This is a genomic window from Variovorax sp. GW821-FHT09A10 (genome assembly GCF_059418385.1).
This window is the reverse complement of the sequence record NZ_JBWKPT010000001.1, coordinates 50,257-64,246: the sequence shown is the minus strand read 5'-3', so window position 1 is coordinate 64,246 and position 13,990 is coordinate 50,257. Positions and strand designations below refer to the sequence as shown.

The window sequence follows — 13,990 nt, the reverse complement described above, 5'->3', positions numbered from 1 at the left end:
ATGAAGCGTAGAAAGTTGCTGCTCGGCACTGCCGCCGTGACAGCGTCCGCCTTCGTGCCGATGGCACGGGCACAGCAGGTTCTCACTGTCGGGCTGATTCCTTCCGAGGATTCGCGCGCCATGATTGCCAACAGCCAGGCCATGATGGACATGCTGTCCAAGGCCCTCGGTTTCGCGGTCAAGCCCTTCGTGGCGGCCGACTACAACGGGGTGATCGAAGCGCTGCGTTCCAAGCGGCTCGACGTGGCCTACCTCGGTCCGTTCTCTTATGTGCTGGGCACCACGGTGGCCGACATCGAAGCCTTCGCGGTGGCCGAGACCAAGAAGGCCGGCCGCTCCTACTATCACAGCCAGATCGTGACCCACAAGGACACCGGCATCAAGACGGTGGCCGACCTCAAGGGCAAGACCTTCGCCTTCGTCGATCCCAGCTCCACTTCGGGCCACCTGTTCCCGAAGGCCGGCCTGATCAAGGCGGGCTTCAACCCCGACAAGGATTTCGGCCGCGTGATCTTCTCGGGCTCGCACGACTCGAGCGCGATCGCGGTGCAGAACAAGAAGGTGGACGCCGCGGCCATTGCCGACCGCATCCTCGATGCCGCCGTGTCCAAGGGCCTGGTCAAGCGCGAAGACCTGGTCGAGGTCTGGAAGTCCGACCCGATCCCCGAGTCGCCCACCGTGTGGCGCAAGGACCTGCCCGCCGACCTGAAGACGCGCGTGCAGGCCGCCTTCCTGCAGGTGAAGGACATCCCCTGGTCCGACCAGGGCCTGCTCAACGGTTTCCACCCGACCAACGACGCGGCCTACAACATCATCCGCGACACGGCCAAGGTGCTGAACCTCGACCTGAGGAAGATGAAATGATCGAAATCCGCGGGCTGTGCAAGCGCTACGGCGACTTCACCGCGCTCCACCGTGTGGACCTCACGGTGGCCAAGGGTGAGTTCGTCGTCATCCTCGGTGCGTCGGGTGCGGGCAAGTCGACGCTGCTGCGTTGCATCAACCACCTGGCCGAGCCGAGCGAAGGCGAGATCCACGTGGACGGCGAGCGCTCGCGCGGTGACCGCGCCGGGCTGCGCAAGGTGCGCCGCGACGTCGCGATGATCTTCCAGCACTACAACGTGGTGCCGCGCCTGTCGGTGCTCAAGAACGTGCTGACGGGGCGGCTGGGTTCCATGCCCGCGATGCTGTCGTGGTTCCAGGTGTTCCCCGCGAAGGACATCGCCATCGCCCGCGAATGCCTGCGCCGCGTCGAGCTCGACCACAAGGCCGACCTGCGCACCGACACGCTCTCGGGCGGGCAGAAGCAGCGCGTCGGCATTGCCCGTGCGCTGGCGCAAAAGCCCAAGGTGATCCTGGCCGACGAGCCCGTGGCCAGCCTCGATCCGAAGACCTCGCGCAAGGTGCTCAACTACCTGAAGCAGGCCAGCCGGCAGGACGGCATCACGGTGATCTGCAACCTGCACCAGGTCGACTACGCGCGCGAGTTCGCGCAGCGCGTGATCGGCGTGGCGGGCGGACGCATCGTGTTCGAAGGCCGGCCCGACGAGTTGACCGACGAGGTGCTGCACCTCATCTATCCGGGTGGCGTGGACGAGGGCACCGAAGCCGCTGTTGGAGGCGCAGAACCCGAGACCGCCGCAACGCCGACCGTGCCCGCCGCGGCCCTTCACGCGGTGCCGGCGCGCACCGCTCCGCAACTCGCCATGGAGCAATCATGATCGCCATCGGACGCTTCAATGTGCTGATCGCCAAGAGCGGCGGCAACCCCGGGTGGTGGAAATACGCCGTCGCCGTGCTCGCGGGCATCGGCGTGCTCTGGTGGGCCGCCATCGGCAGCCAGGTGAGCTTCGGCGAATTGGCCAAGGGCATGCCGTGGATCGCCGACTTCCTCGGGCGCATGCTGCCGCCCAACTGGGAGTTCATGCAGAAGCTCGTGGGCCCCGCCATCGAGACCGTGCAGATCGCGCTGTGGGGCACGTTGCTCGCGGTGATCCTGGCGGTGCCGCTGTGCTTCTTTGCGGCGCGCAACATCTCGCCGAACGTCGCCGTGTTCCACGCGATGCGGCAGGTGCTGAACATCACGCGCGGCATCAACGAGATCATCCTGGCGCTGATCTTCGTGGCGGCCGTGGGCCTCGGTCCGTTCCCCGGCGTGCTGGCCCTGGCGCTGCATGGCGCGGGCATGCTCGGCAAGTTCTTCGCCGAGTCGATCGAGGAGATCGACCAGGGCCCGCTCGAGGCGCTGCGCGCCACCGGTGCCGGACCGATCCAGACCATCATCTTCGGCGTCATTCCGCAGGTGGTCACCGCATGGATCGGCGTGATCGTCTACCGCTTCGAGACCAACCTGCGCCAGGCCACGGTGCTGGGCATGGTGGGCGCGGGCGGCATCGGCTTCGAGCTCGTGGGCAGCATGAAGCTGTTCCAGTACCAGGACACGGCGACCTGCATCCTGGTGATCGTCGTGATGGTCATGACCGCCGACTACCTCTCGACCCGGCTGCGTGGCTGGATCCAGCAGGGCGCGCACCGGTGACCCGATCGCTCTTCGCGTCTTTCCCCGCGGCGTTCGCCGCCTCCTGAAGAAACCTCTCCATGAGCGCCAACTACCACAACCCCGTGCACAGCGTGTACGGGGCAGGGGCCCTGCTGTCCCTGCCGACGCTGCTCGAAGGCCGGCGCGCTGCGCTGGTGACCTTTCCCGAGGCGCGCGCGCTGGGTCTGCTCGACCGGCTGGAGGCCGTGCTCGGCGACGCGCTGGCCTGCACGCTCGACCAGACGCGGCCCAACCCCGATGTGGCGGAACTGGCCGAGACCTACGAGTGGTTCTGGCGCACGCATGCCGACGTGGAGGTGATCGTCGCGGTCGGCGGCGGCAGTGCCATCGACACGGCGAAGGCGCTGATGGTGGCCGACGACCACGGGCGCTTCGCGGACCTGGTGGCGGGGCTCGCGGGCGAGCGGCCCTTCGTGGCCACGCGCCACAAGACGCTCATCGCCGTGCCCACCACGGCGGGCACCGGCAGCGAGGTCACGCCCTGGGCCACCATCTGGGACCGCGAGCGGCAGAAGAAGTACTCGCTGCACCTGCCGCAGACCTGGCCGACCTACGCCGTCATCGACCCCGAGCTGATGCTGTCGCTGCCCGCGGCGGTCACGCTGCAGAGCGGGCTCGATGCGCTGTCGCACGCGCTCGAAGCCATCTGGAACGTCAATGCCAATCCGCTGTCCGACACCTTCGCTGTGGCGGCCGTGCAGGACACGCTGGAGGTGCTGCCGCAGCTCATGGCGCGGCTCGACGACGTCGACCTGCGCGGGCGCATGGCACTCGCCGCGCTGAAGGCGGGCATGGCGTTTTCCAACACCAAGACCGCGCTCGCGCATTCCATCTCCTACGAGATGACGCTGCGCTACGGCCTGCCGCACGGCATCGCCTGTTCGTTCCCGCTGCCGATGGTGCTGGCGCGCGCCATCGGCCGCCGGCCCGACCGCGACGCGGTGCTCGCGCAGGCGCTGCGCATGCCGCTGGCCGATGCACCGGCGCAGCTCGCGGCCTTCATCGAATCGCTGGGCGTGAAGACGCGCTTCGCCGACTACGGCGTGGGCGAGGACGAGGCGCGCGAGATGCTGCGCCATGCGCAGGGTGGGGCGCGCGGGCGCAACTTCATCGGCAACGACGTGCAGGTGCAGGAAGCCTGAGCTGCGCAGGGGCCGCGAGGGCCCGGGATGTTTCAAAATGGATGCTCCCTTCAAGAGAGATCCAGAGACATCCATGAACCTTCGCAGACTCTGCACCGGCCTCGCACTGGCCACGACCGCCGGCCTCGCCATCGCCCAGGGCTTTCCCACCGCCAAGCCCATCCGCCTGATCGTCGGCTACCCGCCCGGCGGCGGCATCGACTTCGCGGCGCGCACGGTGCAGGTGCCGCTGCAGGAAGCGCTCAAGCAGCAGCTGGTGGTCGACTACAAGCCGGGCGCCAGCGGCATGATCGCGGCCAGCGAGCTCACGCGCCAGCCAGCCGACGGCTACACGCTGCTGCTGGCCAACACCGGCCCCTTCGCCATCGCGCCGTACCTGCAGAGCAAGCCGCCGTACGACCCGATCAAGCATTTCACCTACATCGGCCAGATCAGCCAGGGCAGCTACATCGCGGTGACGCGGCCCGACCATCCGGCGAAGAACCTCAAGGAGTTCGTGGCGTGGGCCAAGGGCCAGCCCGGCAAGGTCAATTTCGCCTCGGGCGGCAACGGCACCTCGACGCACCTGAACGGCGAGCTCATGAACCAGGTGACGGGCCTGGACATGACGCACGTGCCGTACAAGGGCAGCGCGCCGGCCGTGCAGGACCTGCTCGGCGGGCAGACGCAGATCCTCATCGACGCGGGCAGCGTGCTGCTGCCGCAGGTGAAGGGCGGCAAGCTCAAGGCACTGGCCGTGACCGGCCCCGTGCGCGATCCGCAACTGCCCGACGTGCCGACGGTGAAGGAGATGGGCTTCGCGGGCATGGAGGCGGTCGGCTTCCAAGGCCTGGTCGGTCCCGCCAACATGCCCAAGGAGGTGGTCGATCGCCTGTCGGGTGAACTCGCCAAGGCACTGGCGACGCCCGAGATCAAGGCCAAGTTCGCGACGGCCGGCGCCGAGGTGCATCCACTCGGCCCGGCGGCCTTTGCGGCTTTCGTCAAGGCGGACAATGAGAAATGGTCCAAGCTGATCCGCGAGCGCAAGCTGCAGCTGGACTGACCGATCTTTCTTCTTCTCCTCGACGCATGCCTTTCATCGACACCATGAACTTCCTCGCCGCCTCCAAGCCTTCGCGCCGCACCACGACCCGGCTGCTCGCCGCCGCGGCGCTGTGCGCGGCCAGCGGCGCGCATGCGCAGGCCGTGCCGCGCACGGTGCGGCTCATCGTGGCCTATCCGGCGGGCGGCGTGAGCGACGTGGTCGCCCGCGCGCTCGGCGACCGGCTCGCCGCGCAGCTGGGCACCACGGTGATCGTCGACAACCGTGCGGGCGCGAGCGGCGCCATCGGCATGGACGCCGTGGCCAAGGCCGCGCCCGACGGCGCGACGCTGGGCTTCTCGGCCATCAGCCCGCTGGTGCTGAGCCCGCACCTGGGCAAGCTGCCGTTCGACCCGCTGAAGGACATCGTGCCGGTGGCCAGCGTGATGTATTCGCCCGTGCTGCTGGTGGCCACGCCCACCAGCAAGGCGAAAGATTTCCGCGCGCTGATCGCCGAGGCGAAGGCGCAGCCGGGCGCGGTGCGCTGGGCCACGTCGGGGCCGGCCTCGCTCGGGCACATCGTGCTCGAGCAGGTGCGCGCGGCGGCCGGCGTGGACATCACGCACGTGCCGTGCAAGGGCGGCGGCCAGCAGCTCAACGATGCGCTGAGCGGGCAGTTCGAAATCCTGTCGACCAACGCCAGCCCGACGCTGTCGGCGCATATCCAGTCGGGCAAGCTGCGCCCGCTGGCGGCCGGCGCGCCCGCGCGGCTCGAGAGCCTGCCGCAGGTGCCCACGTTGGCCGAGCTGGGCTACAGCGCGGCCAACATCCATTCGCTGTTCGGCGTGTTCGCGCCCGCGGGCACGCCGGCGGCGCTGGTCGCGAAGTACAACGCCGAGATCAACAAGGCGCTCGCCAGCCCCGAGCTGCGCGCCAAGCTCACGGCCACCGACAACGTGCCCGCCCCGGGCACGCCGGCCGCCTTCGCCAAGGAAATCGCCAGCGAGTTCGAGAGCAACGGCCGCATCGTGAAGGCCGCGGGCATCAAGGCCGATTGACCCCGGCGCTTGCAGGGGCGGGTTTGCCTACCTTATAGTAGGTAGATGCACGACGCTTCCACCCTGGCCCCCGGCGGCACCCGCGATCAGATTCTCGCGGTGGCGCGCGGGCTCATCGAAACCCGTTCCTACCTGGGCTTCAGCTTCCAGGACGTGGCCAACGCGGTGGGCGTGCGCAAGGCCAGCCTCTACCACCACTTTCCGACCAAGGAAGCGCTGGGCATCGCGGTGATCCAGGGCGCCACGCAGGGCTTCAAGGACTGGGTGGCGGCGCGCGCACGCGAGCCCAAGGACGCGCTCGAATCCTATTTCCGCATGTACCGCAACACGCTGAAGGCCGGCTCGGGCCTGTGCCCGGCGGGTGCGCTGGCGCCGGGCTGGGACTGCATCAACGAAGACCTGCGCCAGGCCGTGCAGGCCCTGCGCAACACGCAGGTGATGTGGCTCACCGGTGTGCTCGGCGCACTGGTGCCGGCGCAGGCGCAAAAAGACAACCCCGTGGCTTCGCTCGCGGCCTTCGTGTTCTCGTCGTGCCAGGGCGCGCTGCTCGCGTCCCGCATGACGGGCCGCGTCGAAGACTTCGACGACGCCATCGCGCAACTGCGGCGCGCGCTGCCGCTGGACTGACCGATCCGTTTCACCACGGGCACGCCGGGCGTGCCTTTTTTTGAACCCCGAAGCCTACCGATTGGAAGGTAGTTTTTCTCCAAGGAGTGTTCCCATGAAAGCCGTGATTTCCGCCTACGCCCGTTCCCCGTTCCACTTCGCGAAGAAGGGCGCGCTGGCCGAAGTGCGCCCCGACACGCTCGCCGCTGGCGTGGTGCAGGGCCTGCTGCAGCGCACCGACCTCGATCCGGCGCTGCTCGAAGACATCATCCTGGGCTGCGCCTACCCCGAGGCGTCGCAGGGCAACAACCTCGCGCGCATCGTCGGCCTGCTGGCCGGGCTGCCGCACGAGGTGGGCGGCATGACGGTGAACCGCTTCTGCGGCTCGTCGATGCAGGCCGTGCACATCGCCGCCGCGCAGATCGAGGCGGGCATGGGCGACGCCTTCCTGTGCGTGGGCGTGGAGTCGATGACGATGGTGCCGCAGGGCGGCTTCAACTTCTCGCCCAGCCCCGAGCTGCTGGCGAACAGCGATGCCTACATCTCGATGGGCGAGACCGCCGAGAACGTCGCGCAGCGCTGGAATGTGAGCCGCGCCGACCAGGAAGCGCTGGCCGTCGAATCGCACCGCAAGGCGGCCGAGGCGCGTGCGCAGGGCCGACTGGCTGGCGAGATCGTGCCGGTGCGCCTGGCCTCCGGCGAGGTGGTCGATGCCGACGGCTGCATCCGCCCCTCGACCTCGGCCGAGGCGCTGGCCAACCTCAAGCCCGCGTTCCGCCCCGACGGCGTGGTCACGGCGGGCACCTCGTCGCCGCTGACCGATGGTGCGGCTGTCGTGCTCGTCACCAGCGACGCCTTCGCCGCGAAGCACGGCCTGAAGCCGCTGGCGCGCATCCGCTCGTTTGCGACCGTGGGCGTCGACCCGGCCGTCATGGGCATCGGCCCGATTCCCGCCACGCGCAAGGCGCTCGCACGCGCGGGCCTGAGCGTGGCCGACCTCGACGTGGTCGAGATCAACGAGGCCTTCTCGTCGCAGGCGCTGGCCTGCATCCGCGACCTCGGGCTCGACCCGGCCACCGTCAACCTCGACGGCGGCGGCCTGGCCATCGGCCACCCGCTGGGCGCCACCGGCGCGCGCATCACGGGCAAGGCGGCGGCGCTGCTGGCGCGCGAGAACGGCCGTTATGCGCTCGCCACGCAATGCATCGGCGGCGGGCAGGGCATTGCCACCATCCTCGAGCGCGTCTGATCGCCCGAGAATGACGGGCAACGCAACAAGGAGACTCCCATGGGCAAGTTGTATCTCGAAGACCTGAAGGTCGGCGACCGTTTCCAGAGTGGCGAACACCTGCTCGACGCGGCGCAGATCAAGGCCTTCGCGCAGCAGTTCGACCCGCAGCCCTTCCACACCGACGAAGAGGCCGCGAAGAACACCTTCTTCGGCGGGCTGGCCGCGAGCGGCTGGCACACGGCGGCGCTCACCATGAAGCTGCTGGTCGACAGCGGCATCCCGCTGGCCGACGGCATCATCGGTTCGGGCGGCGAGCTGCAATGGCCCCAACCCACGCGGCCCGGCGACGTGCTGCATGTGGTGAGCGAAGTGGTCGACATCACGCCCTCGCGCTCCAAGCCCGGCCGCGCGATGGTCTCGATGCGCTGCCAGACGCGCAACCAGCGCGGCGAGGTGCTGCAGTACTTCACGCCCAAGCTGGTGGTGCACAGCCGCACCGCGACGTCCTGAATTTCAGACGACGCGCAGGCCCAGTTCCTCGACCAGCGCGGCGGCCTGCCGGTGGGAGATGGTCGCGCCCTTGAACGGCGCGGCGTTGGCCAGCCGCAGGCCGCCCAGGTCCACGTCGCGCAGGTCGGCGCCTTCGAAGCGAGCCAGCTTCAGGTGCGCGTTGCGCAGGCTGCCGCCTTCGAAGATGGCCTCGCGGAAATCACAGCCCGAGAGGTCGGCCTCCGACAGGTCGAGTTGCGCGAGCGTCTGCTTGCGGAACGACAGGCCGCGCAGGTGCGCGTCGACCAGCAGCGAATCCTTGAACACGACGCCCAGCGCCGACACCTCGCCGAAGTGCGCGCCCGTGAGCTTCACGCCCGTGAAGAGCGCCGAGGCCAGCTTGGCGCGCGCCCACTGCGTGTTGTTGAGGTCGCAGTCCTGGAAGCGCGCGTTCGTGAGGTCGGCCAGGCCGAAGTCGGCCTGGCGCGCGCGGCAGCCGACCCAGCGCGTGTCGGCCAGCTGCGCGCGGTCGAAGGAGGTTTCGGCGAAGCTGCACAGCGTGAACTGCGCGCCGCGCAGATCGAGGCGCGACAGGTCGGCCTCGTCGAAATGGCAGCGTTCAAAATGCGGCGGCGTGTCACGGCCCTGCAGGCAGGCTTGCAGCTCGGCGCGTGACCAGGTCTGGTCGGAAATCACATCGGTCATCACGAGAATTATTCGGGGCGGGAGTCGGTCAGCGCGCGCAGCTCTGCGGGGCTGAAGCCCGCCCGGCCGCGTGCTTCGAGGTTGAAAGGCGGCTTGTGGCGCGGCGCGTCGTAGCGCGCCACCAGGGCCGGGTAGTTGGCTTCGGCGTCGAGCCCGGCGCGTTCGCACAGCCAGCGGTACCAGTGGTTGCCGATGGCCACGTGGCCCACTTCGTCGCGCAGGATGATGTCGAGGATCTCGACCGCCCGCAGCGCATCGGGCGTGTTCACGCGCTTGAGCTTGGACTGGATCAGCGGCGTGGCGTCGAGCCCGCGCGCCTCGAGCGTGCGCGGCACCAGCGCCATGCGCGCGAGCACGTCGTCCTTGGTCTTCTCGCACATGTTCCACAGGCCGTCGTGGCCTGGAAAGTCGCCGTAGCGCCAGCCCATGGCCTGCAGGTGCGTGTGCAGCAGCGTGAAGTGCTGCGCCTCCTCGTCGGCCACGCGCAGCCAGTCGCGGTAGTAGGCCTCGGGCATGCCGTCGTAGCGCCACACGGCGTCCAGCGCGAGGTTGATCGCGTTGAACTCGATGTGGCAGATCGAATGGATCAGCGCGGCGCGGCCCTCGGGCGTGAAGGGCGAGCGCTTCTGCACGGCGGTGGCGGCCACGCGCAGCGGGCGCTCGGGACGGCCCGGCACGCCTTCATCGTCGCCGGGCGTGCGCAGGGGCTCGAGTGCTATGGAAACAGTAGCTGCCTGTGCAGCCGTGGCGCGCGTGGCGGCCACCTTGTCGTCGGGGTCTGTCAGGCGCAGCGCGGCCAGCGCGCTCAATCGGGGGTGCATCCCTACAATTCTAGTTTTGCCCCTCCGGAGACAACCACGATGGCGATTTACGAATTGGATGGCATTGCCCCGCGCCTTGGCGAAGGCGCATGGGTCGCGGACAGCGCCCAGGTCATGGGCAATGTCGAACTGGCCGAGAACGCGAGCGTCTGGTTCGGCGCCGTGCTGCGCGGCGACACCGAGGTGCTGACCATCGGGCGCAACAGCAACATCCAGGACCTGTCGGTGCTGCACGCCGACATCGGCTGCCCGCTGACCATCGGCGACAACGTGACGGTGGGGCACCAGGTGATGCTGCACGGCTGCACCATCGGCGACAACTCGCTGATCGGCATCCAGGCGGTGGTCTTGAATAACGCCAGGATCGGCCGCAATTCGATCGTTGGCGCCGGCAGCGTCGTGACCGAGGGCAAGGAGTTTCCCGACAACTCCCTCATCATCGGCTCGCCCGCCAAGGTGGTGCGCACGCTCGACGATGCGGCCGCCGCCAAGCTGCGCCAGAGTGCGGAGCACTATGTAGAAAACGCCCATCGTTTCGCGAAGGGCCTGAAGAAAATTGGCTAACCCCCAGGCTTGCCCACTTCGTGTGGCCTCCTACCCCCTTGCAGGGGGCAATACCTGCGGCCCGGCAAAGCCGGTTCCGCGGTATTCCACGTGAAGACAGCCTGATTGAGAGAAAGATGATGTTTTGAGCGAGCTGCACAAATTCCTGTTCGATGGCCTGCCGGTGCGCGGCATGATCGTGCGCCTGACGGATGCGTGGCAGGAGATCCTTGCGCGGCGCGCCTCCAACACCGCCACCGGCCCGTACCCGCCGCCGGTGGCCGAACTGCTCGGCGAGATGACGGCCGCGGCCACGCTGATGCAGTCGAACATCAAGTTCAACGGCGCGTTGATCCTGCAGATCTTCGGCGACGGCCCCGTGAAGGTGGCCGTGGCCGAGGCCAAGCCCGACCTGAGCCTGCGCGCCACCGCCAAGGTGATCGGCGACCTGCCGGCCGACGCGCGCCTGCCCGACATGGTCAACGTGAACAACAAGGGCCGCTGCGCGATCACGCTCGACCCGAAAGACAAGCTCCCGGGCGCCACGCCGTACCAGGGCGTCGTGCCGCTGTTCGGCGACGACGGCGAGAAGCTGGGCAAGCTCAGCGATGTGCTGCAGCACTACATGCTGCAAAGCGAGCAGCTCGACACCACGCTGGTGCTCGCGGCCGACGACAAGGTGGCGGCCGGCCTGCTGATCCAGCGCCTGCCGGTGAAGGGCGAGGGCAACCTCGAAGGCACCTCCGACAAGGACCGCGACCAGGCCAGCGAAGACCGCATCGGCCGCAACGAGGAATACAACCGCATCTCGATCCTCGCGTCGAGCCTCACGCGCGAAGAGCTGCTCACGCTCGACGTCGAGACCATCCTGCGTCGCCTGTTCTGGGAAGAGAAGCTGCTGCGCTTCGAACCGCAGGCCGGCCTGCTGGGCCCGCACTTCGCGTGCACCTGCGGCCGCGAGCGCGTGGCGCAGATGATCCGCGGCCTCGGCGTGGAAGAGGCCGAGGAAATCCTCGCCGAGCGCGGCGACATCGAGGTCGGCTGCGACTTCTGCGGCAAGCAGTACCGCTTCGACGCGATCGACACCGCGCAGCTGTTCAAGCCGCTGGGCGACCAGCTGCCGGGCAGCCCGGTCGTCCAGTAGGCGGCCCCGTGCAGCCGGTCAGGCCGGCTGCCGCAGCACCTTGACCATCGCGGCCAGGCGCTCGTTGCCCAGGCCGGCGCGCATCGCGCGCTCGAACTGCCCCATCAGGAAATCCGGAAAGCCCGCGTCGAGCTGCGCCTCGCGCGCCTGCTTCACGAACAGCCGGCCCGAGCCCGCGCAGGTGGCCATCGAACTCTCGGGCTCGCCGTACTGGCCGGCGTGGATGGCTTCGCCCTCGGCCTGGATCATTTCTCCCAGCACTGGCGAGATCGCGCCGATCATCTGCGAGAACCCGTCCACGGGAAGCTCTTCGGCTTCGCAGATGCGCACGCCGTGAAAGAACCCGCTCATCGCGCCGAACATGCATGACAGCGTGGCCAGGTCCCAGGCCGCCGCGTTGCCGATCGGTTCGCCCATGTGCTGGATGTTCCCGGCGATGGCTTCGAGCAGCGGCCGGCAGGCGGCGAGGGCGCGTGCCTCGCCGGAGATGAAGAGCGGCGTGTCGGGCCGGCCGATCTGGCCCGGCGTGGCGAGCAGGGCGCCGTCGAGGTACGCCACGCCGCTGAGCGCGGCCCAGTCGTCGCGCGCGTCCTGCGGCGTGCCGGTGCTCAGCTGCACCAGCACCTTGCCGCGCAGCGCATCGTGAACGCCGGGTGCGGCGAGGATGGCGCGCGACGCCGGGTAGTCGGCCACGCAGACCAGCACCACGGGGCTGGCCTGCACGGCGGCCAGGGCCGTGGGTGCGAGCACCGTGCCTTGGTTGAGCAGAGGCTTGGCGCGCTCGGCGGTGCGGTTCCACACCGTCAGCGTGAATTTAGATTGAAGGGCGCGCGCGAGGGCCAGGCCCATGGGGCCGAGGCCGATGAGGGAAACGTCGGTCATGTCAAGTCCTTGTTCAGAAATGGGATCAAGCGGCGCCCGGCGTCAGGCCCTGGCCCAGCCCGCCGTCGACGGTGAGCCGCGCGCCCGTCGTGAAGGTCGCCTCGAAGGCGAAGAAGAGCACCGCGCGCGCGACTTCAGCCGAGGTGCCGTGGCGCCGCATCGGCGTGATCTGGTCGCCCAGGCGCATGAACTCGGCGCGCTCCTCGGCGCTCGCATCGGTCACGCCGAGCGTGGGCGTGTCGATGAAGCCGGGGCTCACCACGTTCACGCGGATGCCGCGGGTCACCAGCTCCGCCGCGAAGCCCGAGGCCATCGAGCGCAATGCGGCCTTCGTGGCGCTGTACACGCTCATGCCGTGCATGCCGCCTTCGTCGGCAATGGACGAGGTGAAGACGATGGCGCTGCCCGCAGGCATCAGCGGTGCGAGGCGCTGAACCGTGAAGAACGGGCCCTTGGTGTTGACCGCAAAGGCACGGTCGTAGCCGGCCTCGGTCACCTGCTCGAAGGGTTCGAGCGAGGAGATGCCCGCGTTGATGTGCAGCAGGTCGATGCGGCCGAAGCGCTCGCGCACCGTGGCGGCGAGGGCGTCGATGTCGGCCAGCGAGGCCGTGTCGGACGCCAGCACATGCGCGCGCGGGCCGAGCACGCGGCGCGCGGCCTCCAGGTTCTGCGGATTGCGGCCGGTCACGAGCACGTCGGCGCCGCCGTCGAGCAGCGCCTGCGCGGTGGCCAGGCCCATGCCGAGGGTGCCGCCGGTGATGACGGCTTTCTTGCCTGCGTAGGGGGTGTGGGGTGTGGTGTTCATGGCCGTCGATGATCCGGATCGCACGGCTTGCGGTCGCGCACGTTCAGCCGTGGGGGAGCACAAACGGTCGACGGCATGCACGCCGCGCGCGGCCCATAATGTTTCGATGAGCGATACCGATCTGGACACCGATTTGCACGGGCACGGTGGTGTGGCGTGCGAGGTGGCGCTGTCGGCCGACAGCTTCGTCGCGCCGCCCGCCACCGACAGCCTGCGCGTCGACGTGCGCCAGACCCCCGGCGGGGTCGTTGGGTACGAGGCGCTGCCCGACCACCGCCTCAAGCTGCACGCGGGCGCGCCGGTGGCGGGCGCCTGCCAGTTCCATCGCTTTCTCTACACGCGCGGCGACCTCGACATCCTGCCGGCCGGCAGCACCGACATCTGGCATGAAGAATCGCCGAGCACCTCGGTGGTGGTGCGCATGGCGCCCGCGCTGCTCGTGCGCACGGCCGACGAGATGGGCCTGCCGGCCGAGCGCGCGGTGCTCGGCGAGCGCCACCAGTTTCGCAATTCGCAGATCGAGCACATCGCCTGGGCGCTCGACGCCGAGCGTCGTGCGGGCTTTCCCAACGGCCGTCTCTACACCGACAGCCTCGGCACCGCGCTCGCGGTGCAGCTGATCGCGGCCGGCCCGCAGGTGGTGCCGTCACCCGCGCAGGGGCTGACGCGGTTGCAGCTGAAGCGTGTCACCGAGTTCATCGAGGCGCATCTGGATGGCGACCTGTCGCTGGCCGCATTGGCCGAGGTCGTGGGCCTGAGCGCCTCGCATTTGAAGACGCAGTTCAAGCGCTCGACTGGCCAGGCGGTGCATGCGTATGTGGTGCACCGCCGTGTCGACCGCGCGCGCAGCCTGCTGCTGAACAGCGAGATGCCCGCGAGCCTCGTGGCGCTCGAGAGCGGCTTCTCGCACCAGAGCCACATGGCGCGCTGCATGCGCCGCGTGCTGGGCCTCACGCCCGGCGAGGTGCGGCGCGCGGCGTAGG

The 13,990-nt window shown here is 69.0% G+C and carries 16 protein-coding genes; 12 read left to right on the top strand and 4 right to left on the bottom strand.

The genetic code is table 11. From position 1 onward, the window contains the following. The 9 genes from phnD (at position 1) to AC07Q9_RS00290 (ending at position 8,128) form a co-directional block, all read left to right on the top strand. Positions 1-864 (top strand): phosphonate ABC transporter substrate-binding protein, encoded by an 864-nt coding sequence (phnD, locus tag AC07Q9_RS00330; RefSeq protein ID WP_489057662.1) that lies wholly within the window; start codon positions 1-3, stop codon positions 862-864. Next, positions 861-1,721 (top strand): phosphonate ABC transporter ATP-binding protein, encoded by an 861-nt coding sequence (phnC, locus tag AC07Q9_RS00325; protein ID WP_495306853.1) that lies wholly within the window; start codon positions 861-863, stop codon positions 1,719-1,721. Before phnD ends, phnC begins: the two co-directional genes overlap by 4 nt. Next, the gene (gene phnE / locus AC07Q9_RS00320) at positions 1,718-2,539 is read left to right on the top strand and encodes a phosphonate ABC transporter, permease protein PhnE (protein ID WP_099796268.1); all 822 of its coding nucleotides are present in this window, start codon (positions 1,718-1,720) and stop codon (positions 2,537-2,539) included. Before phnC ends, phnE begins: the two co-directional genes overlap by 4 nt. A gap of 59 nt (positions 2,540-2,598) precedes the next feature. Beyond that, the gene (gene psrA, locus AC07Q9_RS00315) at positions 2,599-3,702 is read left to right on the top strand and encodes an iron-containing alcohol dehydrogenase PsrA (RefSeq protein ID WP_495306852.1); all 1,104 of its coding nucleotides are present in this window, start codon (positions 2,599-2,601) and stop codon (positions 3,700-3,702) included. Positions 3,703-3,775: 73 nt separating this feature from the next. Continuing rightward, positions 3,776-4,744, top strand: coding sequence for a Bug family tripartite tricarboxylate transporter substrate binding protein (locus tag AC07Q9_RS00310; RefSeq protein ID WP_495306851.1), 969 nt, complete (start codon positions 3,776-3,778; stop codon positions 4,742-4,744). A 44-nt stretch (positions 4,745-4,788) separates the two neighbouring features. After that, complete coding sequence (locus AC07Q9_RS00305) at positions 4,789-5,781, top strand: Bug family tripartite tricarboxylate transporter substrate binding protein (protein ID WP_495308195.1); 993 nt, start codon at positions 4,789-4,791, stop codon at positions 5,779-5,781. A 45-nt stretch (positions 5,782-5,826) separates the two neighbouring features. Beyond that, on the top strand, positions 5,827-6,408 hold the full coding sequence (locus AC07Q9_RS00300; RefSeq protein ID WP_095947288.1) for a TetR/AcrR family transcriptional regulator: 582 nt from the start codon (positions 5,827-5,829) through the stop codon (positions 6,406-6,408). Between the two features lie 94 nt (positions 6,409-6,502). Beyond that, the gene (locus AC07Q9_RS00295; RefSeq protein ID WP_495306850.1) at positions 6,503-7,636 is read left to right on the top strand and encodes a thiolase family protein; all 1,134 of its coding nucleotides are present in this window, start codon (positions 6,503-6,505) and stop codon (positions 7,634-7,636) included. Positions 7,637-7,675: 39 nt separating this feature from the next. Further along, positions 7,676-8,128 (top strand): MaoC family dehydratase, encoded by a 453-nt coding sequence (locus AC07Q9_RS00290; protein ID WP_495306849.1) that lies wholly within the window; start codon positions 7,676-7,678, stop codon positions 8,126-8,128. Between the two features lie 3 nt (positions 8,129-8,131). On the opposite strand, the gene AC07Q9_RS00285 is transcribed toward AC07Q9_RS00290, so the two are convergent. Both AC07Q9_RS00285 and AC07Q9_RS00280 read right to left on the bottom strand, forming a co-directional pair. After that, a complete protein-coding gene (locus AC07Q9_RS00285; RefSeq protein ID WP_495306848.1) occupies positions 8,132-8,812 on the bottom strand; it encodes a pentapeptide repeat-containing protein in 681 nt (226 codons plus the stop codon). Positions 8,813-8,820: 8 nt separating this feature from the next. Further along, positions 8,821-9,633 (bottom strand): ferritin-like domain-containing protein, encoded by an 813-nt coding sequence (locus tag AC07Q9_RS00280; RefSeq protein ID WP_447743144.1) that lies wholly within the window; start codon positions 9,631-9,633, stop codon positions 8,821-8,823. 39 nt (positions 9,634-9,672) lie between these two features. Between AC07Q9_RS00280 and AC07Q9_RS00275 the strand changes: the two genes are divergently transcribed. Together AC07Q9_RS00275 and hslO are read left to right on the top strand one after the other, a co-directional pair. Further along, positions 9,673-10,197, top strand: coding sequence for a gamma carbonic anhydrase family protein (locus AC07Q9_RS00275; RefSeq protein ID WP_489057369.1), 525 nt, complete (start codon positions 9,673-9,675; stop codon positions 10,195-10,197). A gap of 124 nt (positions 10,198-10,321) precedes the next feature. Next, positions 10,322-11,320 (top strand): Hsp33 family molecular chaperone HslO, encoded by a 999-nt coding sequence (gene hslO / locus AC07Q9_RS00270; RefSeq protein WP_495306847.1) that lies wholly within the window; start codon positions 10,322-10,324, stop codon positions 11,318-11,320. 18 nt (positions 11,321-11,338) lie between these two features. On the opposite strand, the gene AC07Q9_RS00265 is transcribed toward hslO, so the two are convergent. Together AC07Q9_RS00265 and AC07Q9_RS00260 are read right to left on the bottom strand one after the other, a co-directional pair. Further along, positions 11,339-12,202, bottom strand: coding sequence for an NAD(P)-dependent oxidoreductase (locus tag AC07Q9_RS00265; protein WP_495306846.1), 864 nt, complete (start codon positions 12,200-12,202; stop codon positions 11,339-11,341). Between the two features lie 25 nt (positions 12,203-12,227). After that, complete coding sequence (locus AC07Q9_RS00260) at positions 12,228-13,007, bottom strand: SDR family oxidoreductase (protein WP_495306845.1); 780 nt, start codon at positions 13,005-13,007, stop codon at positions 12,228-12,230. A gap of 106 nt (positions 13,008-13,113) precedes the next feature. Here AC07Q9_RS00260 and AC07Q9_RS00255 point away from each other — a divergent pair, with 106 nt between their 5' ends. Then, on the top strand, positions 13,114-13,989 hold the full coding sequence (locus AC07Q9_RS00255) for an AraC family transcriptional regulator (RefSeq protein ID WP_495306844.1): 876 nt from the start codon (positions 13,114-13,116) through the stop codon (positions 13,987-13,989). Position 13,990 lies beyond the last annotated feature (1 nt).

Excerpts from the sequence above, each read along its gene's own strand:
- AC07Q9_RS00260 (WP_495306845.1), bottom strand. The coding sequence starts at position 13,007 with ATGAACACCACACCCCACACCCCCTACGCAGGCAAGAAAGCCGTCATC.
- AC07Q9_RS00295 (WP_495306850.1), top strand. The coding sequence starts at position 6,503 with ATGAAAGCCGTGATTTCCGCCTACGCCCGTTCCCCGTTCCACTTCGCG.
- AC07Q9_RS00275 (WP_489057369.1), top strand. The coding sequence starts at position 9,673 with ATGGCGATTTACGAATTGGATGGCATTGCCCCGCGCCTTGGCGAAGGC.
- AC07Q9_RS00255 (WP_495306844.1), top strand. The coding sequence starts at position 13,114 with ATGAGCGATACCGATCTGGACACCGATTTGCACGGGCACGGTGGTGTG.
- AC07Q9_RS00290 (WP_495306849.1), top strand. The coding sequence starts at position 7,676 with ATGGGCAAGTTGTATCTCGAAGACCTGAAGGTCGGCGACCGTTTCCAG.
- AC07Q9_RS00285 (WP_495306848.1), bottom strand. The coding sequence starts at position 8,812 with ATGACCGATGTGATTTCCGACCAGACCTGGTCACGCGCCGAGCTGCAA.
- AC07Q9_RS00265 (WP_495306846.1), bottom strand. The coding sequence starts at position 12,202 with ATGACCGACGTTTCCCTCATCGGCCTCGGCCCCATGGGCCTGGCCCTC.
- AC07Q9_RS00310 (WP_495306851.1), top strand. The coding sequence starts at position 3,776 with ATGAACCTTCGCAGACTCTGCACCGGCCTCGCACTGGCCACGACCGCC.
- AC07Q9_RS00305 (WP_495308195.1), top strand. The coding sequence starts at position 4,789 with ATGAACTTCCTCGCCGCCTCCAAGCCTTCGCGCCGCACCACGACCCGG.
- AC07Q9_RS00280 (WP_447743144.1), bottom strand. The coding sequence starts at position 9,633 with ATGCACCCCCGATTGAGCGCGCTGGCCGCGCTGCGCCTGACAGACCCC.
- phnC (WP_495306853.1), top strand. The coding sequence starts at position 861 with ATGATCGAAATCCGCGGGCTGTGCAAGCGCTACGGCGACTTCACCGCG.
- AC07Q9_RS00300 (WP_095947288.1), top strand. The coding sequence starts at position 5,827 with ATGCACGACGCTTCCACCCTGGCCCCCGGCGGCACCCGCGATCAGATT.
- phnE (WP_099796268.1), top strand. The coding sequence starts at position 1,718 with ATGATCGCCATCGGACGCTTCAATGTGCTGATCGCCAAGAGCGGCGGC.
- psrA (WP_495306852.1), top strand. The coding sequence starts at position 2,599 with ATGAGCGCCAACTACCACAACCCCGTGCACAGCGTGTACGGGGCAGGG.
- phnD (WP_489057662.1), top strand. The coding sequence starts at position 1 with ATGAAGCGTAGAAAGTTGCTGCTCGGCACTGCCGCCGTGACAGCGTCC.